Genomic DNA, 17,792 nt, shown 5'->3' on the forward strand with positions numbered 1-17,792 from the left:
ATGCGTGAGGCGAAAAACGAAGTAGCGCTTAATCTGTTGAGAAAAGGGCTGGACCTTGCGACCATTGCTGAGGCCACAGGTCTGACCCTGACTGAGGTCGAACAGCTGCAGCACAAGCTGTAGTCGTCAAGCGCAATCGAACGGCGAACAAAAGCGTCTGTGCGGGAAGGGTTCCCGGCACAGACGCTTTTCACGTTAAAACATATGCCAATTGCAAGCCTCCGACATCGTGCGCAGCAGATGGACGCCAGCAATACTGTTGCCTTTGTCGTTAAGCGCAGGTCCTAACACTCCGATTCCGTAGCGGCGCGGCGAAACGGCGAGAATACCGCCGGCAACGCCGCTTTTGGCCGGAATGCCGACCTGGATGGCAAATTCGCCGGACGCGTTATACATGCCGCATGTCACCATGAAGCTTTTGGCGATTTGCGCATATCGGCGGGGAATCAGCTGCTGTCCGGAGAACGGGTCCATGCCATCCATCGCCAGCACCCACGCCAGCCGGGCCACATCCCGGCATGTGGCTTCGATGGAGCAGTGCCGGAAATACACGTCCAGCACCTCCTCCACATCGCCCTCCAGCACCTGGTTGTCCTTGAGAAAATAAGCGAGCGAACGGTTGCGGTTGGCGGTGGCCGCTTCCGAGGAGCGTACCTGCTCGTTGCAGTCGAGTAATGGATTGCCGGTCAGCATGCGGAAAAACGCCAGAATCCGCTCGAACTTGTCGGTCGGCGTCCGTCCGCTGATCAGGGAAGAGACGGTGATCGCACCGGCGTTGATCAGCGGATTAAACGGGATCCCCGGCTCGACCAGCTCCAGCTTGAGCATCGAGTTGAAATCATCGCCGGTCGGCTCCATACCGACCTTGCTGAACACGTGGCTTTCTCCCTGGTCCATCAGCGCCAAAATTAAGGTAAATACTTTGGAAATGCTCTGCAGCGTAAACGGCAGTCCCGCATCGCCGGCCGTCAGCTCGCTGCCGTCAGCCGCGACGATGACAATGCCTAGAGCGTCGGCCTGGGCATGCGCCAGCTCCGGGATATAGCTAGCCGGGGCGCCGTGAACGGCCTGCGCGCGGCTAGCCTCCAGCCACAAAGGAAGCTTTTCCTGCAGCGTGGCCCATTCTTGCTTATGTACAAACATGTCGGAGCCTCCTTGCGCGATCGAGTCGTCGTCTGTTCAACTTATATAGCATACTCCTGCGGGAAGCCGCTTGCCAAGTGGATAAACACAGCAAGCGCTTACGAGGGGCCGCGGCGTTGTTGTCTGCCAAGCGTTGAGCTAAGGCGATTGAGCTGCATGCAGACTAAAGGTTCTTGCCTGAATCGGCCGTGCAGTATATCGTAGTATAAAAGATACAGATTGCGAGCCTCGAAAGGAGTTCATAATGATTCGTCGTTTTTTCTCGTATTATCGTCCGTACAAAGGTCTCTTTATACTGGACTTCGCCTGCGCGATTATCGCGGGGCTGCTGGAGCTGGCGTTCCCGCTGGCGGTCAGTACATTTATTGATGAGCTGCTGCCGAGCCAGAACTGGCAAATTATCGTGCTGGCTTGCCTGGGGCTACTGGCAATTTATGCGCTGAATACGGCGTTGCAATATATCGTGACCTATTGGGGCCATATGCTTGGCATCAATATCGAAACGGATATGCGCCGCAACATGTTTGAGCATATTCAGAAGCTCTCGTTCCGGTTTTTCGACAATCACAAGACCGGTCATCTGATCGGACGAATCACGAACGACCTGAACGATATCGGCGAGGTGGCCCATCATGGGCCGGAGGATGTGTTTATTGCGGTGATGACGCTGGCCGGGGCGTTTACGCTGATGGCGTACATCAACTTGGAGCTAGCGCTGCTGACCTTTATTATTATTCCGCTGATGGCGTGGCTGATCATTTTTTTCGGTCGCCGCATGACCAAAACGTACCGCCGCCTGTTTGGCGATGTCGGCAACTTCAATGCGCGAATCGAGGATAATGTCGGCGGGATTCGCGTTGTTCAGTCATTTGCCAATGAGCAGCATGAAAAGAAGCTGTTTGCCGTGGATAACCAGAACTTCCGCCTGACCAAGCTGCTTGCTTACAAAACGATGGCCAAAAGCATTTCCGTCAGCTACATGATGATGCGGCTCATTACGGTGTTTGTGATGATCTGCGGCGCCTGGTTTTTTATTCAGGGCAAGCTGGAGATGGGCGAATTTATGGCGTTTTTGCTGCTATCCAACCTATTTTTCCGGCCGATCGAAAAGATTAATGCGGTAATTGAAAGCTATCCGAAGGGGATTGCTGGCTTTAAGCGTTATACGGAAATTATGGACACGGAGCCGGACATTGCCGATGCTCCGGATGCGGTGGATATGAAGGGCATGAAGGGAGATATCCGGTTTGAGAGCGTGACGTTCGGCTACGAGCCGGGCCGGGATATTTTGCGCAACATTGACCTGAGCATCCGGGCCGGTGAAACGGTTGCATTTGTTGGTCCATCGGGCGCGGGAAAAACGACGATCTGCAGCTTGCTGCCGCGTTTCTATGAGGTGACGGGCGGACGCATTACGGTGGACGGCATGGATATCCGGCAAATCCAGCTGCATGCGCTGCGGCGGCATATCGGGATCGTGCAGCAGGATGTGTTTCTGTTTTCCGGGACGATCCGTGAGAATATCGCCTACGGCGACTTGAATGCGACCGATGAGCAAATCTGGGAGGCCGCACGGAGAGCGTCGTTGGAGGAATTGATCCGCAGGCTGCCGGAGGGGATGGACACCGTCATCGGCGAACGCGGCGTGAAGCTGTCCGGAGGACAAAAGCAGCGGCTTTCGATTGCCCGCATGTTCTTGAAAAACCCGCCGATTCTTATTTTGGACGAGGCGACCTCGGCGCTGGATACGGAGACGGAGGCGGCGATCCAGCAAGCGCTGTCCGAGCTGTCGGCGGGCCGCACGACGCTTGTTATTGCGCACCGGCTGACGACGATCCGCAATGCGAACCGCATTGTTGTCGTTAACGAGCAAGGCATCGCCGAGCAGGGCAAGCACCAGGATTTGATCGCCTCCGGCGGCGCCTACAGCCGCTTGCATCTGGCTCAAACGGCCATTACGTAAGACCGATTTTGCTTGAAAAAGAGGACCTCAGCCTCCACTTGGCACTTTGCAGTGGAGCTTGAGGTCCTTACGTTTATCCCTCCCGGTGATGCGGGCAATATTGCTTCATCAGCGTCAGTGTTTCCGCGTCCAGCGAACCGTCGCGGCCTTCGAGGCCGGCCGTCACTTTGGCGCGTTTTTCCTCGGTCAAATTTTGACCGAATTTGAACTTGCCGGTGATCGTCTCGATGCGGATGCGGACGACGGCGGTTGCGCGGAGCTGACCGAGGTAATCCGGGTCCTCCGGATCAATAACCTCGTAGCCGCCTTCGGCTTGCAGCTTGCGCATGAAAGCCGATAATGCGGACGCTTTTTCCTCCAGATCGTCAAGCACCTCGCCGTACCCTTTGACCAGCGCCGATTTGAAATAGGCAGTTGCCGGACAGGCCAGCTTCGGGTCGAGGAAATAGGATGGGATGCGGGCGAACTCCTGTGCGACGGAGAAGGTGACCCGTGTATCTTTTTTCAAGTTAGCCATCTTCCGGCCAGCCCGGCTGCCATGAAAATAAATAGCTCCGTTGTCGTAAACAAAGTTTAGCGGCGTCAGCTCCGGCCAGCCGTCCTCTCCTTGCGTGCCAAGCACGCCAAAGCTCATTTCTCCCAAAAATTGTTCAAGCTCCTGCTGCTCATCCATTGCAAATTCGTTTCTGCGCATCGTTTATCATGCCTCCACCTGTAAAAAGTAGGTTAAAAAGTCGGTGTCCCTAACGTAGCCCGCCCGCTCATAAAGCCGCTGAGCCGTCAAGTTGTCGGCAGCCGTGGAAAGCTGGAGCCCCTTCGCCCCTGTACGGGCCGCATGCTCGGCTGCTGCGGCCAGCAGCCGCGAGCCGATCCCGCGCCCACGCGCTTGCGGCTGCACAAACAGGTCATTCAGCGTCCAGACCGGCTTCATCGAAATCGAAGACAAGGTCGGATACAGCTGAACAAAGCCCAGGCAAGCGATGCCGCCGCTGCCCGCATCCAGCTCGAACCCAGCGTCCGCGCTGCCGTTCACCAGCGCGCTGGCGATGTACACCACGGAGCGCTGCTGCTCCAGATTGGTTTGCAGAAAGGCTTCTGCCCCGGGAAGATCCGCCGCCTGATCGTAAAATTGGCGATAGGCGTCAAACAACCACGCAAGCGCAGGTAAATCAGCCAGCACCGCCCGTCGATACTCTACAGCTTCACGATCGTTCATTTCAAACAAGCCCCTTCCAAACTAGCGGATAGTGGTACTATACTGAATATATTGGATAGAGAAAAGATCCACTTATGTTAATTTTAATTAGACCAATTTTGAAGAATCGAGGGCAACTGCTAGAAGAGCTTTAACAGCCTGCCAAATGAAGCTCGATGGAACCAAATTATCGGGAACAAATCTAGAAGTTGCAAAGGGGGAAGACGGCTTGGAGTTTCTCATTCCTTACGAAGCCTATGTCGGACGGTATCCGACCAAACATACGGCGCTGTATGAGGCGCTGCGCGATGCGATGCTGGACGGACGCCTGACGTTTGGCATGAAGCTGCCGGCGACGCGCAAGCTGGCGGCGCTTTACGGGCTGTCGCGCGGCACGGTCAATCACGTCTATGAAATGTTGGCGGCCGAAGGGTATGTGGTCGGAGCGGTCGGCAGCGGCACGACCGTCGCTTACCGGCATGTCCAGCCGGTCAAGGAGCAGACCGGAGCGGAGACGGCGACGCTCCCTGATTTTCGCTTGTCGAGCTGGGCGAGCCGGCTGACGGACCCGCCTCTGGAAGAACGGCCGCCTGCCGCAGCAGGGCCGTCGGCCTTCATTGATCTGGCCTCCGGCAGGCCCGATGAGCGTTTGTTTCCGCATGCGGAGTGGAACCGGTGCTTGTATGCGCAAATTCGGCAAGCTGCGGACGGCCCGAATGAGCGGGTCGAAGCGCAGGGCGATTACCGGCTGCGCGAGGCGATTGCGCTGTACATGCGCCGTACGCGCAGCCTGCGTGTCTCTGCCGGGCAAATTGCGATCGTACATGGCTCGATGCAGGCGCTCGCGCTGATCGCGCAGCTGGTCTTGAACCCGGGGGACGCGGCGGTAGCCGAGACGCCGGGTTATTCGGGCATGCGGCGGGCGATTCGCTCGGCGGGAGGCGTTGTGCTGGGCGCACAGCTGGATGAAGCGGGGATTATACCGGCCGAATGGGAGGCGCGAGCCTTGTTTGTAACGCCGTCGCGCCAGTTTCCGACCGGCGCGGTGCTGAGCCTGGAGCGCCGCCAGGCGCTGCTGGCCTGGGCGATGCGGCAGCGCGCCGTCATCGTTGAGGATGACTACGACAGCGAGTACCGTCATCGCGGGCGGAGCATCGAGCCGTTGAAGGCGCTGGACCGCGACGGACGGGTCGTCTACGTCGGCAGCTTCTCCAAGTCGATGCCGCTGTCAGTGCGGATCGGCTATGCCGTGCTGCCGGAGTCGCTGGTGAAGCCGTTTGTGCGCGCGCAGGCGCTGTATGAGCCGCAAGCAGTCAACGGGCTGGAGCAGCGGGCCTTGGCTGAATTTATGGCAAGCGGCGGCTACGAGCGCCATCTGCGGCGGATGAAGCGCAGCTACGGCCGCAAATTTACGCTGCTTGCGGCGCTGCTGCAGGCGAAGCTGGCGGACGGCTTCGACTGGGTGCCGAGCGACGCCGGGCTGCATATGTTCGGCTGGTGGAAGGGTAGCGCGGAAGCTTATGTCGCCTATCGAGGGGCTTGCCGGGCAGCGGGCGTGATTTGGGCCGATACGGAGCTTGCGGCTGACGGAATGCAGCCTGGACGCCTCGGGGCTTACTTCCATTTCTCGAACGTGAGCGAGGAGGAGCTGCGGGACGGCATCGAACGAATGAGCCAACTATTGAACGAAGGTTGAATGTTTTCTTCATTCTTCGACCATTTACCTGATTTTAATAGAAAATTTTACATCCCGATAACAATCAGATGCTAGGCTAATTAACGGTGTCCGAATCTGAAAAAGTGGGATAGGGGATGATTTCTGTAATGTTTGGCTCTTTGAACAGAGTAAAAAAATGGATGGGCGTCATGCTGTCGGCTTTGCTGGTAGCAGGACTCGTTCTGCCGGCTGCTCCAGTTGCGCAGGCGAAGCCGGATGGCAGCCAGGTGATCATTTCACAAGTGTTTGGCGGCGGGGGCAACTCCGGGGCTGAGTACAAAAACGACTTCATCGAATTATATAATCCGACGAGTACGCCGATTAATCTGAGCGGTTGGAAGGTGCGCTATACAAGCGGGACCGGAACGTTCAGTTCGGCGGGGACCGAATTAACGAAGACGATTCCGGCGAAAGGCTATTATTTGATTCAGCAGGCTGCCGGCACGGGCGGCGCCAAAGCGCTGCCGACGCCGGATGATACGGGGACGCTGGCGATGGGCGGCTCAACCGGCAAGGTCGACCTGGTCGACGCCGGAGGCACGTCAGTCGATTTGATTGGCTACGGATCGGCCTCGAATGTCGAGGGGACCCCGACCGGCGCATTGTCCAGTACAACAGCGGCGATCCGCAAGACGGCGCCAGGCGCTCCTGAAGGAAGCCGCGGTCTGGACACGGACAACAATGCCGCAGACTTTACGGTTGGCGCTCCGGAGCCGCGCAACAGTGCGTACGGCTTCGCGCCTCCATCGGCCGCTGAAGTAACGGCGAGTCCGGCAGCAGGCGCCTGGCCGGCCGGCACGCTGATTTCGCTCAGCTCAGCGACTGTTGGCGCGACGGTTTACAAGGATGTTTATGTGGGCGGCAGCGGCAGCGGGTTCAGCCCGTATACGTCGGCAGTCACGTTGAACGGACCGCTGAAGATTAAGGCTTACGCCGCTGCGTCAGGCCAAGCGGACAGCCAAATCGCCGAATTCGACTACACGATTTTGATGCAGACGGATGTCGCCACAGGGCGTGCCGTACCGGCATCCCAGAACGTGTATACGGTAGGGACTGTCACTCATGTTAATGGTCCGAAAATTTACATGCAGGATGAAACAGCAGGTCTGCTGCTGTACGGTTATCCGGCGTTCGCCGAGCCGGGCGACAAAATCTATGTGCAAGGCAGCATGGTGCATTACAGCAATCTGCAGGAGCTGAAGCCTGCGGACGGCTTGTCCTATGGCGTGCTGCAGAAGCAGGCAGGCGTACCGGCGGCCAAGCTGCTGACAGCCGATGATCTGTCCGCCAGCAACGGCGAGCAGCATGAATCCGAGCTGGTCTATCTGGAGAAGGTCAAGATTGACAGCAAAAATGGCAGCACGGTGATCGCCAGTCAAAACGGCAAAACGTTCACGATTTACTCCGAGCTTGCCAAGCTTCAGAAGGATGCTGAATTTGACCGCATTACAGGGGTTATCGAGCAATTTAACAGCACGTATCAGTTCATTCCGCTGAATGAGGCGGCGCTCGTTGAGAATCTGTTCTCCGTGACGGCCAGCCCGGGCGCAGGACCGATTGTGTCAGGCAACAAGGTTACCTTGTCCAGCCCGACTGCCGGCGCTGCCATTCATTACACCGTTGACGGTACGGAGCCGACGGCGACTAGTCCGTTGTACACGTCCCCGATTACGGTGCAGGCCGATCTGACGATCAAGGCGGTAGCGGTGAGCGGCGGACAGACGAGCGCTGTGTATACGTTTGCGTACACGGCGGCGTCCGAGCTTGGCCGGATTCATGATATCCAGGGCGAAGGCCATGCGTCCAAGTACGCCGGGCAGGACGTGAAGGATGTCGAAGGTATTGTGACTCAATACGGCTATACGTTTGCAACAGGCGGCTACAAAGGCTTCTTCATGCAAGACCCCAAGCCGGACAACAATGAGAACACTTCCGAAGGTATTTTCGTTTACAGCACGGATGAGGCGCTCAAGCCGGCCATCGGCGATCTCGTCAAGGTGAGCGGCAAAGTGTCTGAATACAATGAGGGCAGCAGCAGCAACCTGACCTCGACTCAGCTTACCATGACTTCCCGGACGATCGTGTCCTCGGGGAATGAGCTGCCTGCTCCGGTTGTTCTGGGCAAAAACGGCAGAATGATCCCGTCCTCGATTATCGACAATGACGGCATGACGAAGTTCGAGCCGGCCGAGGACGCAATCGACTTCTTCGAATCACTTGAAGGCATGCTGGTGAAGCTGCCGACACCGACGATTTTGAGTCCGTATTGGACAAGCGGCTCCGGCAACTCGCTGCTGTACAACATCCCGACTCGCGTCGAAAATGACGGCTCCGATGTCATCTCGCCTGCAGGCGGGCTTGTGCTGAAGGAGCTGGGCAATCTGAACCCGCAGCGTCTGCTGATTGCTTACGGCAATCCGGGTCAAGAAGTGAACACGGGCGACAAGTTTGCCCAGGATGTAACGGGCGTCATTGGCTACAATAACGGCAATTACAAGGTGATTCCTGCCTGGAACCAGTTCCCTGCGATCACAAGCGGTTCGTTCGAGCGTGAAACGACGACCCTGGTGCCTGCCGAGGACAAGCTGACGATTGCGACTTACAACATCGAGAACTTTAATCCGAATGTCAGCGCTCAGAAAATTCAGAAAATCGCCGAGTCGATTGCTGTGAAAATGAAGCAGCCGGATATCGTCGGCGTGATCGAAATGCAGGACAGCGACGGCGAGACGGACAGCGGCCGCGTTGATTCGGATGCCAGCGCAGCCGCATTGATCAAAGCGATCAAAGCTGCCGGAGGTCCGGACTACCTGTACACGGATATCGCACCGGAAGACAAGAAGGATGGCGGCGCTCCAGGCGGCAATATCCGCGTCGGCTTCTTGTACAACCCGGCTCGCGTCAAGCTGTCGGACAGCGTACAAGGCGTGAAGGGAACGTCCACGACGGCTGTCAAATACGATGGCGCAACAGGCAAGCTGACGATGAATCCGGGCCGGATCGACCCGACAAATGCAGCATTCGCCAGCTCGCGCAAGCCGCTGGCCGCGCAATTTGAGTTCAAGGGCCAGCAGGTTGTCGTCATTGCGAACCATTTTAATTCCAAGGGCGGCGACAACGGACCGTTCGGCAGCATCCAGCCGCCAGTGCTGTCCAGCGAGACGCAGCGCCATCAGATTGCGGCTGTCGTCAACGGCTTTGTGAAAGAGGTACTGACAGCCAACCCGCAGGCGAACATCGTGGCGCTGGGCGATCTGAATGACTTCCAATTTACGAAGACGGCAGACATTTTGAAGGGCAACGAGCTGGACAACCTGATCGACAAGCTGCCGGCAAATGAGCGTTATACGTATACGTATGACGGCAATTCCCAGGTGCTCGATCATATGCTGGTCAGCAAAAATCTGAAGCTGGCGGCTGATGTGGATATTGTGCATCTGAATGCCGACTTCTCGCCGAGCAAAGGCCGGGCATCCGACCATGACGCTGTACTGGCGCAGATTTCGCTGAATCAATTCCCGCTGACGCTGCTGCATACAAATGACACGCATGCCAATCTGGATACGACGAATTCGCCGAACCATATTGCGCGCCGGGTGACGGCGATCAAGCAGGCGAAGGCAAGCGCAGTGAATCCGCTGCTGATTGACGCGGGCGATGTGTTCTCCGGTACGCTGTATTTCAATAAATATTTGGGACAAGCGGATCTGGAATTTATGAATTTGGTCGGCTACGACGCCATGACCTTCGGCAATCATGAATTTGATAAAAATTCGCAGGTGCTTGCTGATTTTGTCAACAACGCGAAGTTCCCGTTTATTTCCTCGAACCTGGACTTTTCGGCTGATGCGATCTTGAAGGACAAGTTCAAAAACGAGATCGGTAGGTTTGGCAAAACGGGCGATACAGGTACAGATGCTACGATTTACCCGGCGATTGTGATGAATGTGCGCGGCGAGCAAGTCGGATTGTTCGGCTTGACGACGGAGGATACGGTAAATATCGCTTCTCCGGGCGATGTCAAGTTCGCGGGTGCGTTCACGAAAGCGCAAGAAACGGTCAAGATGCTGCAAGAGCAAGGCATTAACAAAATTATTGCCGTGACCCACCTCGGCTATGACGAGGATTTGAAGCTGGCGGATGCGGTTGAAGGCATCGACATTATCGTCGGCGGCCACTCGCATACGAAGCTGGATGACGCGATTGTGAACAACAAGCACAGCGAGCCTAAGCTGATCGTTCAAACAGGCGAGAAGGGGCAGTTTCTTGGCAACCTGGAGGTACTGTTCAACAGCGAAGGCGTGCTGACGAAGTGGAACGACAAGCTGATTTCCGTTGACGAGAAAGTCGGCAACAACTACGTGGTGGCTGAGGATGCCGAAGCCAAATCCATTTTGGATACGAAGTACAAGCCGGGCATTCAGGAGCTGACGAAGGTCGTCGTCGGTCAGGCAGAGGTTGATCTGAACGGTGTTCGTACGGACGTGCGCTCCAAGGAAACGAATCTGGGCAATCTGATTGCGGACGGCATGCTGAACGCTGCGCGCGCGGCCGGTACAGATGCAGTCATTGCCTTGCAAAACGGCGGCGGAATCCGCGCTTCGATCAACAAGGGAGCTGTCACGCAGGGCGATGTGTTGACGGTGCTGCCGTTCAACAATGACCTGGTGACGATTACGCTGACCGGTCAGGAAATCAAGGACGCGCTGGAAAATGGCGTATCGACGATTACAACGACGAAGGACGGACGGTTCCCGCACATCGCAGGCATGCGCTTCGATTATGATTCGACGAGGCCTGTAGGCGAGCGTGTTGTACGCGTCGAGGTGAAGCAAGGCGACAGCTATGCGCTGCTGGATCTGCAGGCGAAATATACGGTTGCAACCAACGCTTTCACAGCCAAGGGCGGCGATTTCTACACATCGCTGGAGAAGGCTTATAAGGAAGGCCGCGTCAATCTGCTGTATTTGCCGGACTATGAAGTGTTTACGAATTACTTGCAGAAGCTCGGTACGGTGACGACGGCGAACGCGCCTGTCGAAGGCCGGATTGTCGATCTGAAGGGCGCAACGCTTCCTGAGGAGCCGACAGGCAACATCAAGCTGAAGCTGCTGAGCGTAAATGACCTGCACGGAAAAATCAACGATAAATATTCCGAGAAATCGCTGAATGAAGATTTGAACGGCGATGGCATCATCAGTACGGATGTATTTGTCGGCGGTATGGATTACTTGGCAACAGCGCTGAAAGAGCGCAAAGCGGCCAGCCCGAACACGCTGACCGTCCATGTGGGCGATATGGTCGGCGGCAGCCCGCCGGTATCGGCGTTGTTCCAGGATGAGCCGACGGTCGAAGTGATGGAAGCGATGGGCTTCGACGTAGGTACGGCGGGGAATCACGAGTTTGACGAAGGTACGCAGGAGCTGCTTCGTTTGCTGAACGGCGGCGAGCATCCTAAGGGCACGAAGGGCTACAACGGACAAAGCTTCCCTTTGACGGCTGCTAACGTGAAGTACAAGGCCGATGGCAAGCATGTGCTGCCTCCTTATGTCATCAAAGAGGTTGAGGGCGTCAAGGTAGGTTTTGTAGGTGTCGTGACGGAAGAAACGCCGCAAATCGTCGTACCGGCCGGCATTCAGGACATTGAGTTCACGGATGCGGCGACAGCCGTTAATGACGCGGTTGCTGAGCTGAAAACGCAAGGCGTCAAGTCGATTATTGTATTGGCGCATCTGCCGGCCGCACAGTCCGGCTCTGAGGTAACCGGAGAAGCTGCGAAGCTCGCGACAGCGGTTGACGATGAAGTCGATGTGATTTTCGCCGGTCATAACCACCTCCGTGTATCGGGCGAGGTGGACGGCAAGCTGATCGTCCAGGCTTGGGAATACGGCAAGGCATTCGGCGAGGTGGACCTGGAGATCAGCCGGACAACCGGCGATATCGTCAAGAAGCAGGCGAACGTCGTGTACAATGTTCAGAAGGCTGCAGACCCGACGGTACAGGGCATCATCGCCAAGTATACGAACGAAGCGGCTCCGTTCCTGAATCGTGTCGTCGGCACGTCCAGCGTCGAGCTGAAGAAGGATTATCCGGGCATGGGCATCGGCGCAAACGGCGATCAGGCGCTCGGCAATCTGATTGCCGATGGCATGCGTGCAGAGATGCAGGCTGACTTTGCTCTGATGAATGGCGGCGGTGTACGGGAAAATCTGAACATCGGCGACATTACATGGGGCGAGCTGTTCAGCATCCAGCCGTTCAACAATGTGCTTGTGAAGCTGGATGTGACCGGCGCTGAGCTGGAAACGATCATCAACGCGCAGCTGGGCTCCGGCTCGACCTTCGGTCCTGACTTCCACGTATCCGGCTTTACGTATACGTGGTACAAAGACGCGAACAACAATCGCAAAGTCGTCGCGATGCGTCTGGCGAACGGAGCGGTATTGGATAAGACAAAAACGTATTCCGTTGTCGTCAATAATTTCATGCACACGTCCACCAGCGCGAAAAACATTGAAATCGGCAAGCTCGGCAAAAATCCGGTGACCGGACCGGAGGACTTGACGGCTACTGTCAACTTTGTGTCGAGCTATCAAGGTCCGATCACTTCCAAGGCGGAGGGACGTATTCGCGAGGTAGCTCAGCCAGTTGCACCGGTTGAAGAGCCGTCGAGCGGCGGAGGCTCTTCCAGCAACGGCTCAGGAAGCGCGGAACCGCAAGCACCGGCAGCTGTAGAGCCTGTCGCTACGGAAACTGGCGTTGAGCTGAAGGTGAACGAGAAGGATCTTGTCAAGGAAACGGCCGCCAATGGTCAAGAGGTAACAAAGCTGACCCTTAGCGCTGAATCGCTGAACAAGGCGCTGCAAGGGCTTGTCGGCAGTGACAAGGGCGATCTGGCGGTTATCCATTTGGCTGGCGTAGAAGGTCCGGTCAAGGTTGACCTGCCGGCCTCCGCGCTGCAAGCGGCAGCAGGCCAACAGGCTGCGACGGTCATCCAGGTGAAAACGGATGGCAAATCGTATGATTTGCCGCTCTCGATTCTGAAGTTCGACGAGTTGGCCGCTTCGCTTGGCGTAAGCGCGGATAACATCAGCATTCAGGTAACGATCGAGCCGGTAACGGGAACGGAAGCCGAGCAGGTGAACGCAGCTGCGTCGAAATCCGGCGTAGCCTTGCTGGCCGGCGCCGTCAGCTTCGAGATCACAGCTGTGGCAAACGGCAAATCGACCGAAATCAACAATTTCGGCACGACGTACGTCACCCGTTCAATCACGATTGCGCAGTCCGTTGACAGGGAGCAGGCTACAGCTGTCGTGTACGATCCGACGACCGGCGAGATGACCTTCGTACCTGCCGTATTCACAACGGCTAATGGGCAAACGACGGTTCAGATGAAACGTAATTCGAACAGTATTTACACCGTGGTAAAATCGAACAAAACGTTTTCCGATTTGAACGGCCACTGGTCGGAAGCTGACGTTGAATTGCTGGCGTCCAAGCTGGTCGTACAGGGCCGGACGGAAACCGGATTTGCGCCGGACAGCCGAATCACCCGTGCGGAATTTGCTGCACTTGTTGTTCGCGCACTGGGCTTGAAGGCAGATGGTACGCTGAATGGCGTAAGTGATGTGCAAGCAGGCGACTGGTTCGCCGGTGCGCTCGGCACCGCCTCGAAAGCCCGCTTGGTAGAAGGCTTCGAGGACGGCACCTTCCGTCCGGACGTCTCCATCACCCGTGAGCAGATGGCTGTGATGATCAGCCGTGCGATGACGGCTGCAGGGAAAGCTCCGGGCAGCGCTTCGTCCGCTCAGGCAGCTGGCTTTGCAGACGGCAGCGACATTCAAGGCTGGGCAACGGAGGCCGTCGCCCAAGCGGTGAAGGCCGGCATTATCCAAGGCACGACGGGCAACCGCTTCGAGCCTGCACAGCCTGCTACACGCGCGGAAGCAGCCGTTATGCTCAAGCGTTTGCTGCAAGCTGTCAACTTCATCAACTAATCCAATTTTTTACGAATCGTTGCGCTTTAAAGTCAACACAGCCTTCCCCGAGCTGCTCACGTAGCTTAGGGAGGGCTGTTTGCGTATAATGGAGCTATACATTTGAAAGAGGAAAGAGGGGGAGCGGATGCCGCCAGTATTAAAAGCGTTATTGCCGATCGCTGCGGTTATTCTTGTTATTTTCATCTTGTTCAAGCTGCACTGGGCGGCTGGTGTTGCCGGGGCCATTTTGATTTTCGGTTTTTTTGGTTTTCGGAACCGGTCGGCGTATTACGCGCAGCGCGGCAATATGGCTTATATGAAGGGGGATCAAGCGCGGGCGCTGGAGCTGCTCGGGCAGGCCAACCGGATCAAGGGGGTCGTGCCGCAGCACCAGATAAGCTATGGCTATTTATTGCTGAAGGCAGGCCGGCTGGAGGAAGCGGAGCAGGTGTTCCGGAAGCTGCAGCAGTCGAATCCCGAACGGGAATTTATGATGCAGGCGCGCATTAACCTGTCGACCATCCATTGGCTTCGCGGCGAACGCGGCGAGGCGCTGGCGATCATGGAGGACGTGCTTAGCGATTATAAAAACACGCTGGCTTACGGCAATTTCGGTTATTTGAAGGTGCTGGCTGGAGACCTGGAGGAGGCGCTGGCCATCAATGAGGAGGCGTATGCCTTTAACGACAGCGATGTGACCATTCTGGACAACCTTGCCTTGAATTATATGTACCTGGGACGGCTGGAGGAAGCGGCCGAGCTGTACGTCCAGGTGATGGACAAGTCGCCCAAATATGCGGAGGCCTATTATTTCTATGCGCTGACGCTGCAAAAGCTGGGCCGGCTGGAGGAGGCCAGAGAACGGTGCGAGCAGGCGCTGGAGCGTGATCTCGCGATGGTGACGCCGTTGACGCGCGCCGATCTGGAGCAGCTGGCTGCGGAGCTTGGCGTGACGACGGTGCAAGCGGAGGAAGAACCTGAGGCGTAGCAGCTTGTCAGGCGGCTTCTCCCAAGGCAAGTGTTGAGAAGGAGCCTGACGCAGCTGCCTGTGAAATGGACAAGCGGACAAGCGACTAAAAAAGTCTCCGCCCGCTGACGGCGAGCCACGCCTCGATAGTTTAGAAAAAGCATCCGCTGGCAGAGGCGCGCTCCGTTAGCTTTCGCTCGCCCATTCCTTCAGCTTGCGGTCTGACGGCAGGAAGAAGGTAAGCAGTCCGATCAGCGGCAGGAAGCTGACCCAGTTCATCACCTTATGCACGGTATACGTATCCGCCAGGCTGCCGAGCGCAACGGCGCCAAGCGCGCCGAGGCCGAAGGCCAGACCGGTGATCAGCCCGGATACGGTGCCGATTTTGCCCGGAATCAGCTCCTGGGCGTACACGACGGTCACGGAGAAGCTGGATAAGATAATAAAGCCGTTGATCAGCAAAATGACGTAAGCCCACCAGGCATTGGCGTAAGGCAGCACCATCGCAAGCGGGGCTGAGCCAAGCATCGAGAAGAAAATGACGTTGCGGCGGCCGAATTTGTCCGACAGCGGCCCGCCCATAAAGGTTCCGACCGCTCCGGCGGCGGCAAACAGGAAGATGTACACCTGGGCATGCTCCAGCGGCAAGCCAAACTTCTCCATCAGCTCAAACGGGAAGTAGATCGTGATGCCTGCATGGTACCAGGAACGCGCGAAGACGAGAAAAATGAGCATATACACGGCGAAGCGCAGCTGGCGCTTGCGGCGCGGATCAACAATCCGGGAGCCGCTGGACCGGGACGCCGGCGGATTGGCGGCCATGTACCCGCTGTACCAGCGGGAAATATACAGCTGCACAGCGATGGCAATTGCGGCTACCGCAGTAAACCAGATGGCGCCAAGCTGTCCAAGCGGGGCAAAGACAAGCGCTGTCATGATCGAAGCGAGCGATTGCCCGGAGTTGCCGCCGACCTGGAAAATCGACTGGGCGAGCCCGCGACGGTTGCCGCCCGCCATATAGGCGACTCGGGAGCCTTCCGGGTGGAAGATCGCCGACCCGATGCCGATCAGCAGGACGGAGAGCAGCACAAGCCAATACGTTGGAGCAAGCGACAGCCCCAGTACGCCAACGAAGGTAAAGCACATGCCGATCGGCAGCATATAAGGACGAGGCTTTCGGTCGGAATACAAGCCGACAAGCGGCTGCATAACAGAAGCGGTCATATTCAGCGCAAACACAATAATGCCCGACTGCATGTAGCTGAGCCGCATGCTGTCCTTCAGAATCGGCAAAATGGCCGGGATCACCGACTGAATCGTATCGTTAAATAGATGCACAAGGCTGATGGCCAGCAAAATGCGAAAGACGGTCGGCTTCACGCCCGCTTGAGATGTCCGGGATGAAGCCGAGCCGTCTGCTGGCTTGGTAGAAACGTTCATGATGCCTGACTCCCTTCTTGTTCGCCGCCCGGCAGGCGAGCGGGTCCGCCGATGCGGACATTCGGATATGCCGAAAAGGGGACAGGCGATGCTTGTCCCTCGGTTCCGGTTTGGCTGGCGCACGTCCGGCGGCTTCTTAAAATTACGTTCCCGCCGGGTGACGGGTTAGAGTGCCAAGCGCTTCGCCCATTTTTACTTTGCTGCCCACAGAAAGGTCGGAGCGGCTGGCGTAGGTGCCATTTTCCATCAGCAGTACGACGGTGGAGCCAAATTCAAAGTAAGCAAGCTCATCGCCCGCCTGCACCTGATTAGGCAGAGGAGACACGTATTGAATCGAGCTGACGTTCAGCGCGCCAACCTTGACAACCGCAACCTCTCCCGCGCCATGCTGCATATACGTGATCAGCCGCTCATTGCGGCTAAGCACGCGGCGCATATGCTTCAAGCCGAAGTCATTGACCGGATACACCTTGCCGGGTACATGCTCCTTCTCGATAATTTCGCCTGCGACCGGGGTGTGAATGCGGTGGTAGTCGGTCGGGCTTAAATACAGCACATAAAAAAAGCCGTTTTTGTAGTTAATGCGGCGCGGGCTGAAGTTCAGCAGCTCTTCGACGGTGTAGTCCTGCCCCTTCACGTTCAGCATCGTGCCTTCCACGATCTGGCCCATTCCTGTAATCAACGCGTCGACCGGACTGACGATGATGCCCTCCTGCCGGTCAACGGGACGCAGGCCAGGCTTGAGACGCCGGGTAAAAAAGTCATTCAGGGAGCCATAGCCCGCGAGCGGCTTCTCCGCATCCTCGATGCGAATGCCGTATGTTTTGGCGAATTGCGGAATAAACGCGCGGCTGGCGCGGGATTTGGCGAAGGCGCCCGTCAGACGGGATACGCTTTTGCGTGACGAAAGCTCCGTAAGAAGCCGAAAAAACGTTATTTTCATAAGGGTCGGATGTCACCTATTTCTACATGATCATTTAGTGGAAGCCTACCGATTATCTTGACACAGAACGGGGGACAAAGCAACCGCTAAACAACGGCAAAAAAGCGAGAAGGCCCCTCAAAGGAGCCTTCATGGATGACCGGCCTCGGCTTTTCGGCGCAATGCCCTCTTTCTTCTATTTCCTGTACTCCCCGCAGGCGACGCAAGCTGCCAAATTGACCATAATCGGGCTGCAAGCGCCTGACCATTTCGTGCAATGAATCGGCGTACGGCAGCCGGGCTCGCCTTGAATTTGGCTGCAAAACGGGCAGTCGGCTACGATGCTGACGGTAACGGGCAGCGGCTCGTGATCCGGAGCCTCCGGCGTATAAGGCGGCGGTTCGGAACCGGGCCATTTCCTGCCAAACGCCGCATTGCAGATAGCGCTTTCAATAATAAAAATCCC

General features: G+C 56.9%; 10 protein-coding genes. 5 read left to right on the top strand and 5 right to left on the bottom strand.

Annotated features, from left to right (window positions below; genetic code table 11):
* Positions 1-123 carry an Rpn/YhgA-type helix-turn-helix domain-containing protein gene (locus tag AC6ROY_RS16465; protein WP_500101695.1) on the top strand — a complete coding sequence of 41 codons (123 nt, stop codon included), beginning with the start codon at positions 1-3 and terminating at the stop codon, positions 121-123.
* Positions 124-195: 72 nt separating this feature from the next.
* On the opposite strand, the gene glsA is transcribed toward AC6ROY_RS16465, so the two are convergent.
* Positions 196-1,143 (bottom strand): glutaminase A, encoded by a 948-nt coding sequence (gene glsA, locus AC6ROY_RS16470; RefSeq protein WP_500101660.1) that lies wholly within the window; start codon positions 1,141-1,143, stop codon positions 196-198.
* A gap of 244 nt (positions 1,144-1,387) precedes the next feature.
* Between glsA and AC6ROY_RS16475 the strand changes: the two genes are divergently transcribed.
* Complete coding sequence (locus AC6ROY_RS16475; RefSeq protein WP_500101661.1) at positions 1,388-3,106, top strand: ABC transporter ATP-binding protein; 1,719 nt, start codon at positions 1,388-1,390, stop codon at positions 3,104-3,106.
* Between the two features lie 73 nt (positions 3,107-3,179).
* Here AC6ROY_RS16475 and AC6ROY_RS16480 read toward each other — a convergent pair whose 3' ends face one another.
* Positions 3,180-3,800, bottom strand: a complete 621-nt coding sequence (locus tag AC6ROY_RS16480; RefSeq protein ID WP_500101662.1) for a pyridoxamine 5'-phosphate oxidase family protein — start codon at positions 3,798-3,800, stop codon at positions 3,180-3,182.
* A 6-nt stretch (positions 3,801-3,806) separates the two neighbouring features.
* A complete protein-coding gene (locus AC6ROY_RS16485) occupies positions 3,807-4,322 on the bottom strand; it encodes a GNAT family N-acetyltransferase (RefSeq protein WP_500101663.1) in 516 nt (171 codons plus the stop codon).
* A gap of 208 nt (positions 4,323-4,530) precedes the next feature.
* Here AC6ROY_RS16485 and pdxR point away from each other — a divergent pair, with 208 nt between their 5' ends.
* The 3 genes from pdxR to AC6ROY_RS16500 all read left to right on the top strand — a co-directional run bounded on the left by pdxR (position 4,531) and on the right by AC6ROY_RS16500 (position 14,985).
* Complete coding sequence (gene pdxR, locus AC6ROY_RS16490) at positions 4,531-5,997, top strand: MocR-like pyridoxine biosynthesis transcription factor PdxR (RefSeq protein WP_500101664.1); 1,467 nt, start codon at positions 4,531-4,533, stop codon at positions 5,995-5,997.
* 116 nt (positions 5,998-6,113) lie between these two features.
* Positions 6,114-14,015 (top strand): 5'-nucleotidase C-terminal domain-containing protein, encoded by a 7,902-nt coding sequence (locus tag AC6ROY_RS16495; RefSeq protein WP_500101665.1) that lies wholly within the window; start codon positions 6,114-6,116, stop codon positions 14,013-14,015.
* A 127-nt stretch (positions 14,016-14,142) separates the two neighbouring features.
* A complete protein-coding gene (locus AC6ROY_RS16500) occupies positions 14,143-14,985 on the top strand; it encodes a tetratricopeptide repeat protein (protein WP_500101666.1) in 843 nt (280 codons plus the stop codon).
* A 165-nt stretch (positions 14,986-15,150) separates the two neighbouring features.
* Here AC6ROY_RS16500 and AC6ROY_RS16505 read toward each other — a convergent pair whose 3' ends face one another.
* On the bottom strand, positions 15,151-16,404 hold the full coding sequence (locus tag AC6ROY_RS16505; protein ID WP_500101667.1) for an MFS transporter: 1,254 nt from the start codon (positions 16,402-16,404) through the stop codon (positions 15,151-15,153).
* Between the two features lie 142 nt (positions 16,405-16,546).
* Positions 16,547-17,347 (bottom strand): archaetidylserine decarboxylase, encoded by an 801-nt coding sequence (gene asd, locus AC6ROY_RS16510; RefSeq protein WP_500101668.1) that lies wholly within the window; start codon positions 17,345-17,347, stop codon positions 16,547-16,549.
* Positions 17,348-17,792: the final 445 nt, after the last annotated feature.

It is taken from the genome of Paenibacillus sp. sg306046 (assembly GCF_059821225.1).

What these genes read in the sequence shown, in the direction of transcription:
- AC6ROY_RS16485 (WP_500101663.1), bottom strand. Translation starts at nt 4,322, where the DNA reads ATGAACGATCGTGAAGCTGTAGAGTATCGACGGGCGGTGCTGGCTGAT.
- AC6ROY_RS16505 (WP_500101667.1), bottom strand. Translation starts at nt 16,404, where the DNA reads ATGAACGTTTCTACCAAGCCAGCAGACGGCTCGGCTTCATCCCGGACA.
- glsA (WP_500101660.1), bottom strand. Translation starts at nt 1,143, where the DNA reads ATGTTTGTACATAAGCAAGAATGGGCCACGCTGCAGGAAAAGCTTCCT.
- AC6ROY_RS16500 (WP_500101666.1), top strand. Translation starts at nt 14,143, where the DNA reads ATGCCGCCAGTATTAAAAGCGTTATTGCCGATCGCTGCGGTTATTCTT.
- asd (WP_500101668.1), bottom strand. Translation starts at nt 17,347, where the DNA reads ATGAAAATAACGTTTTTTCGGCTTCTTACGGAGCTTTCGTCACGCAAA.
- AC6ROY_RS16480 (WP_500101662.1), bottom strand. Translation starts at nt 3,800, where the DNA reads ATGCGCAGAAACGAATTTGCAATGGATGAGCAGCAGGAGCTTGAACAA.
- AC6ROY_RS16495 (WP_500101665.1), top strand. Translation starts at nt 6,114, where the DNA reads ATGATTTCTGTAATGTTTGGCTCTTTGAACAGAGTAAAAAAATGGATG.
- AC6ROY_RS16475 (WP_500101661.1), top strand. Translation starts at nt 1,388, where the DNA reads ATGATTCGTCGTTTTTTCTCGTATTATCGTCCGTACAAAGGTCTCTTT.
- AC6ROY_RS16465 (WP_500101695.1), top strand. Translation starts at nt 1, where the DNA reads ATGCGTGAGGCGAAAAACGAAGTAGCGCTTAATCTGTTGAGAAAAGGG.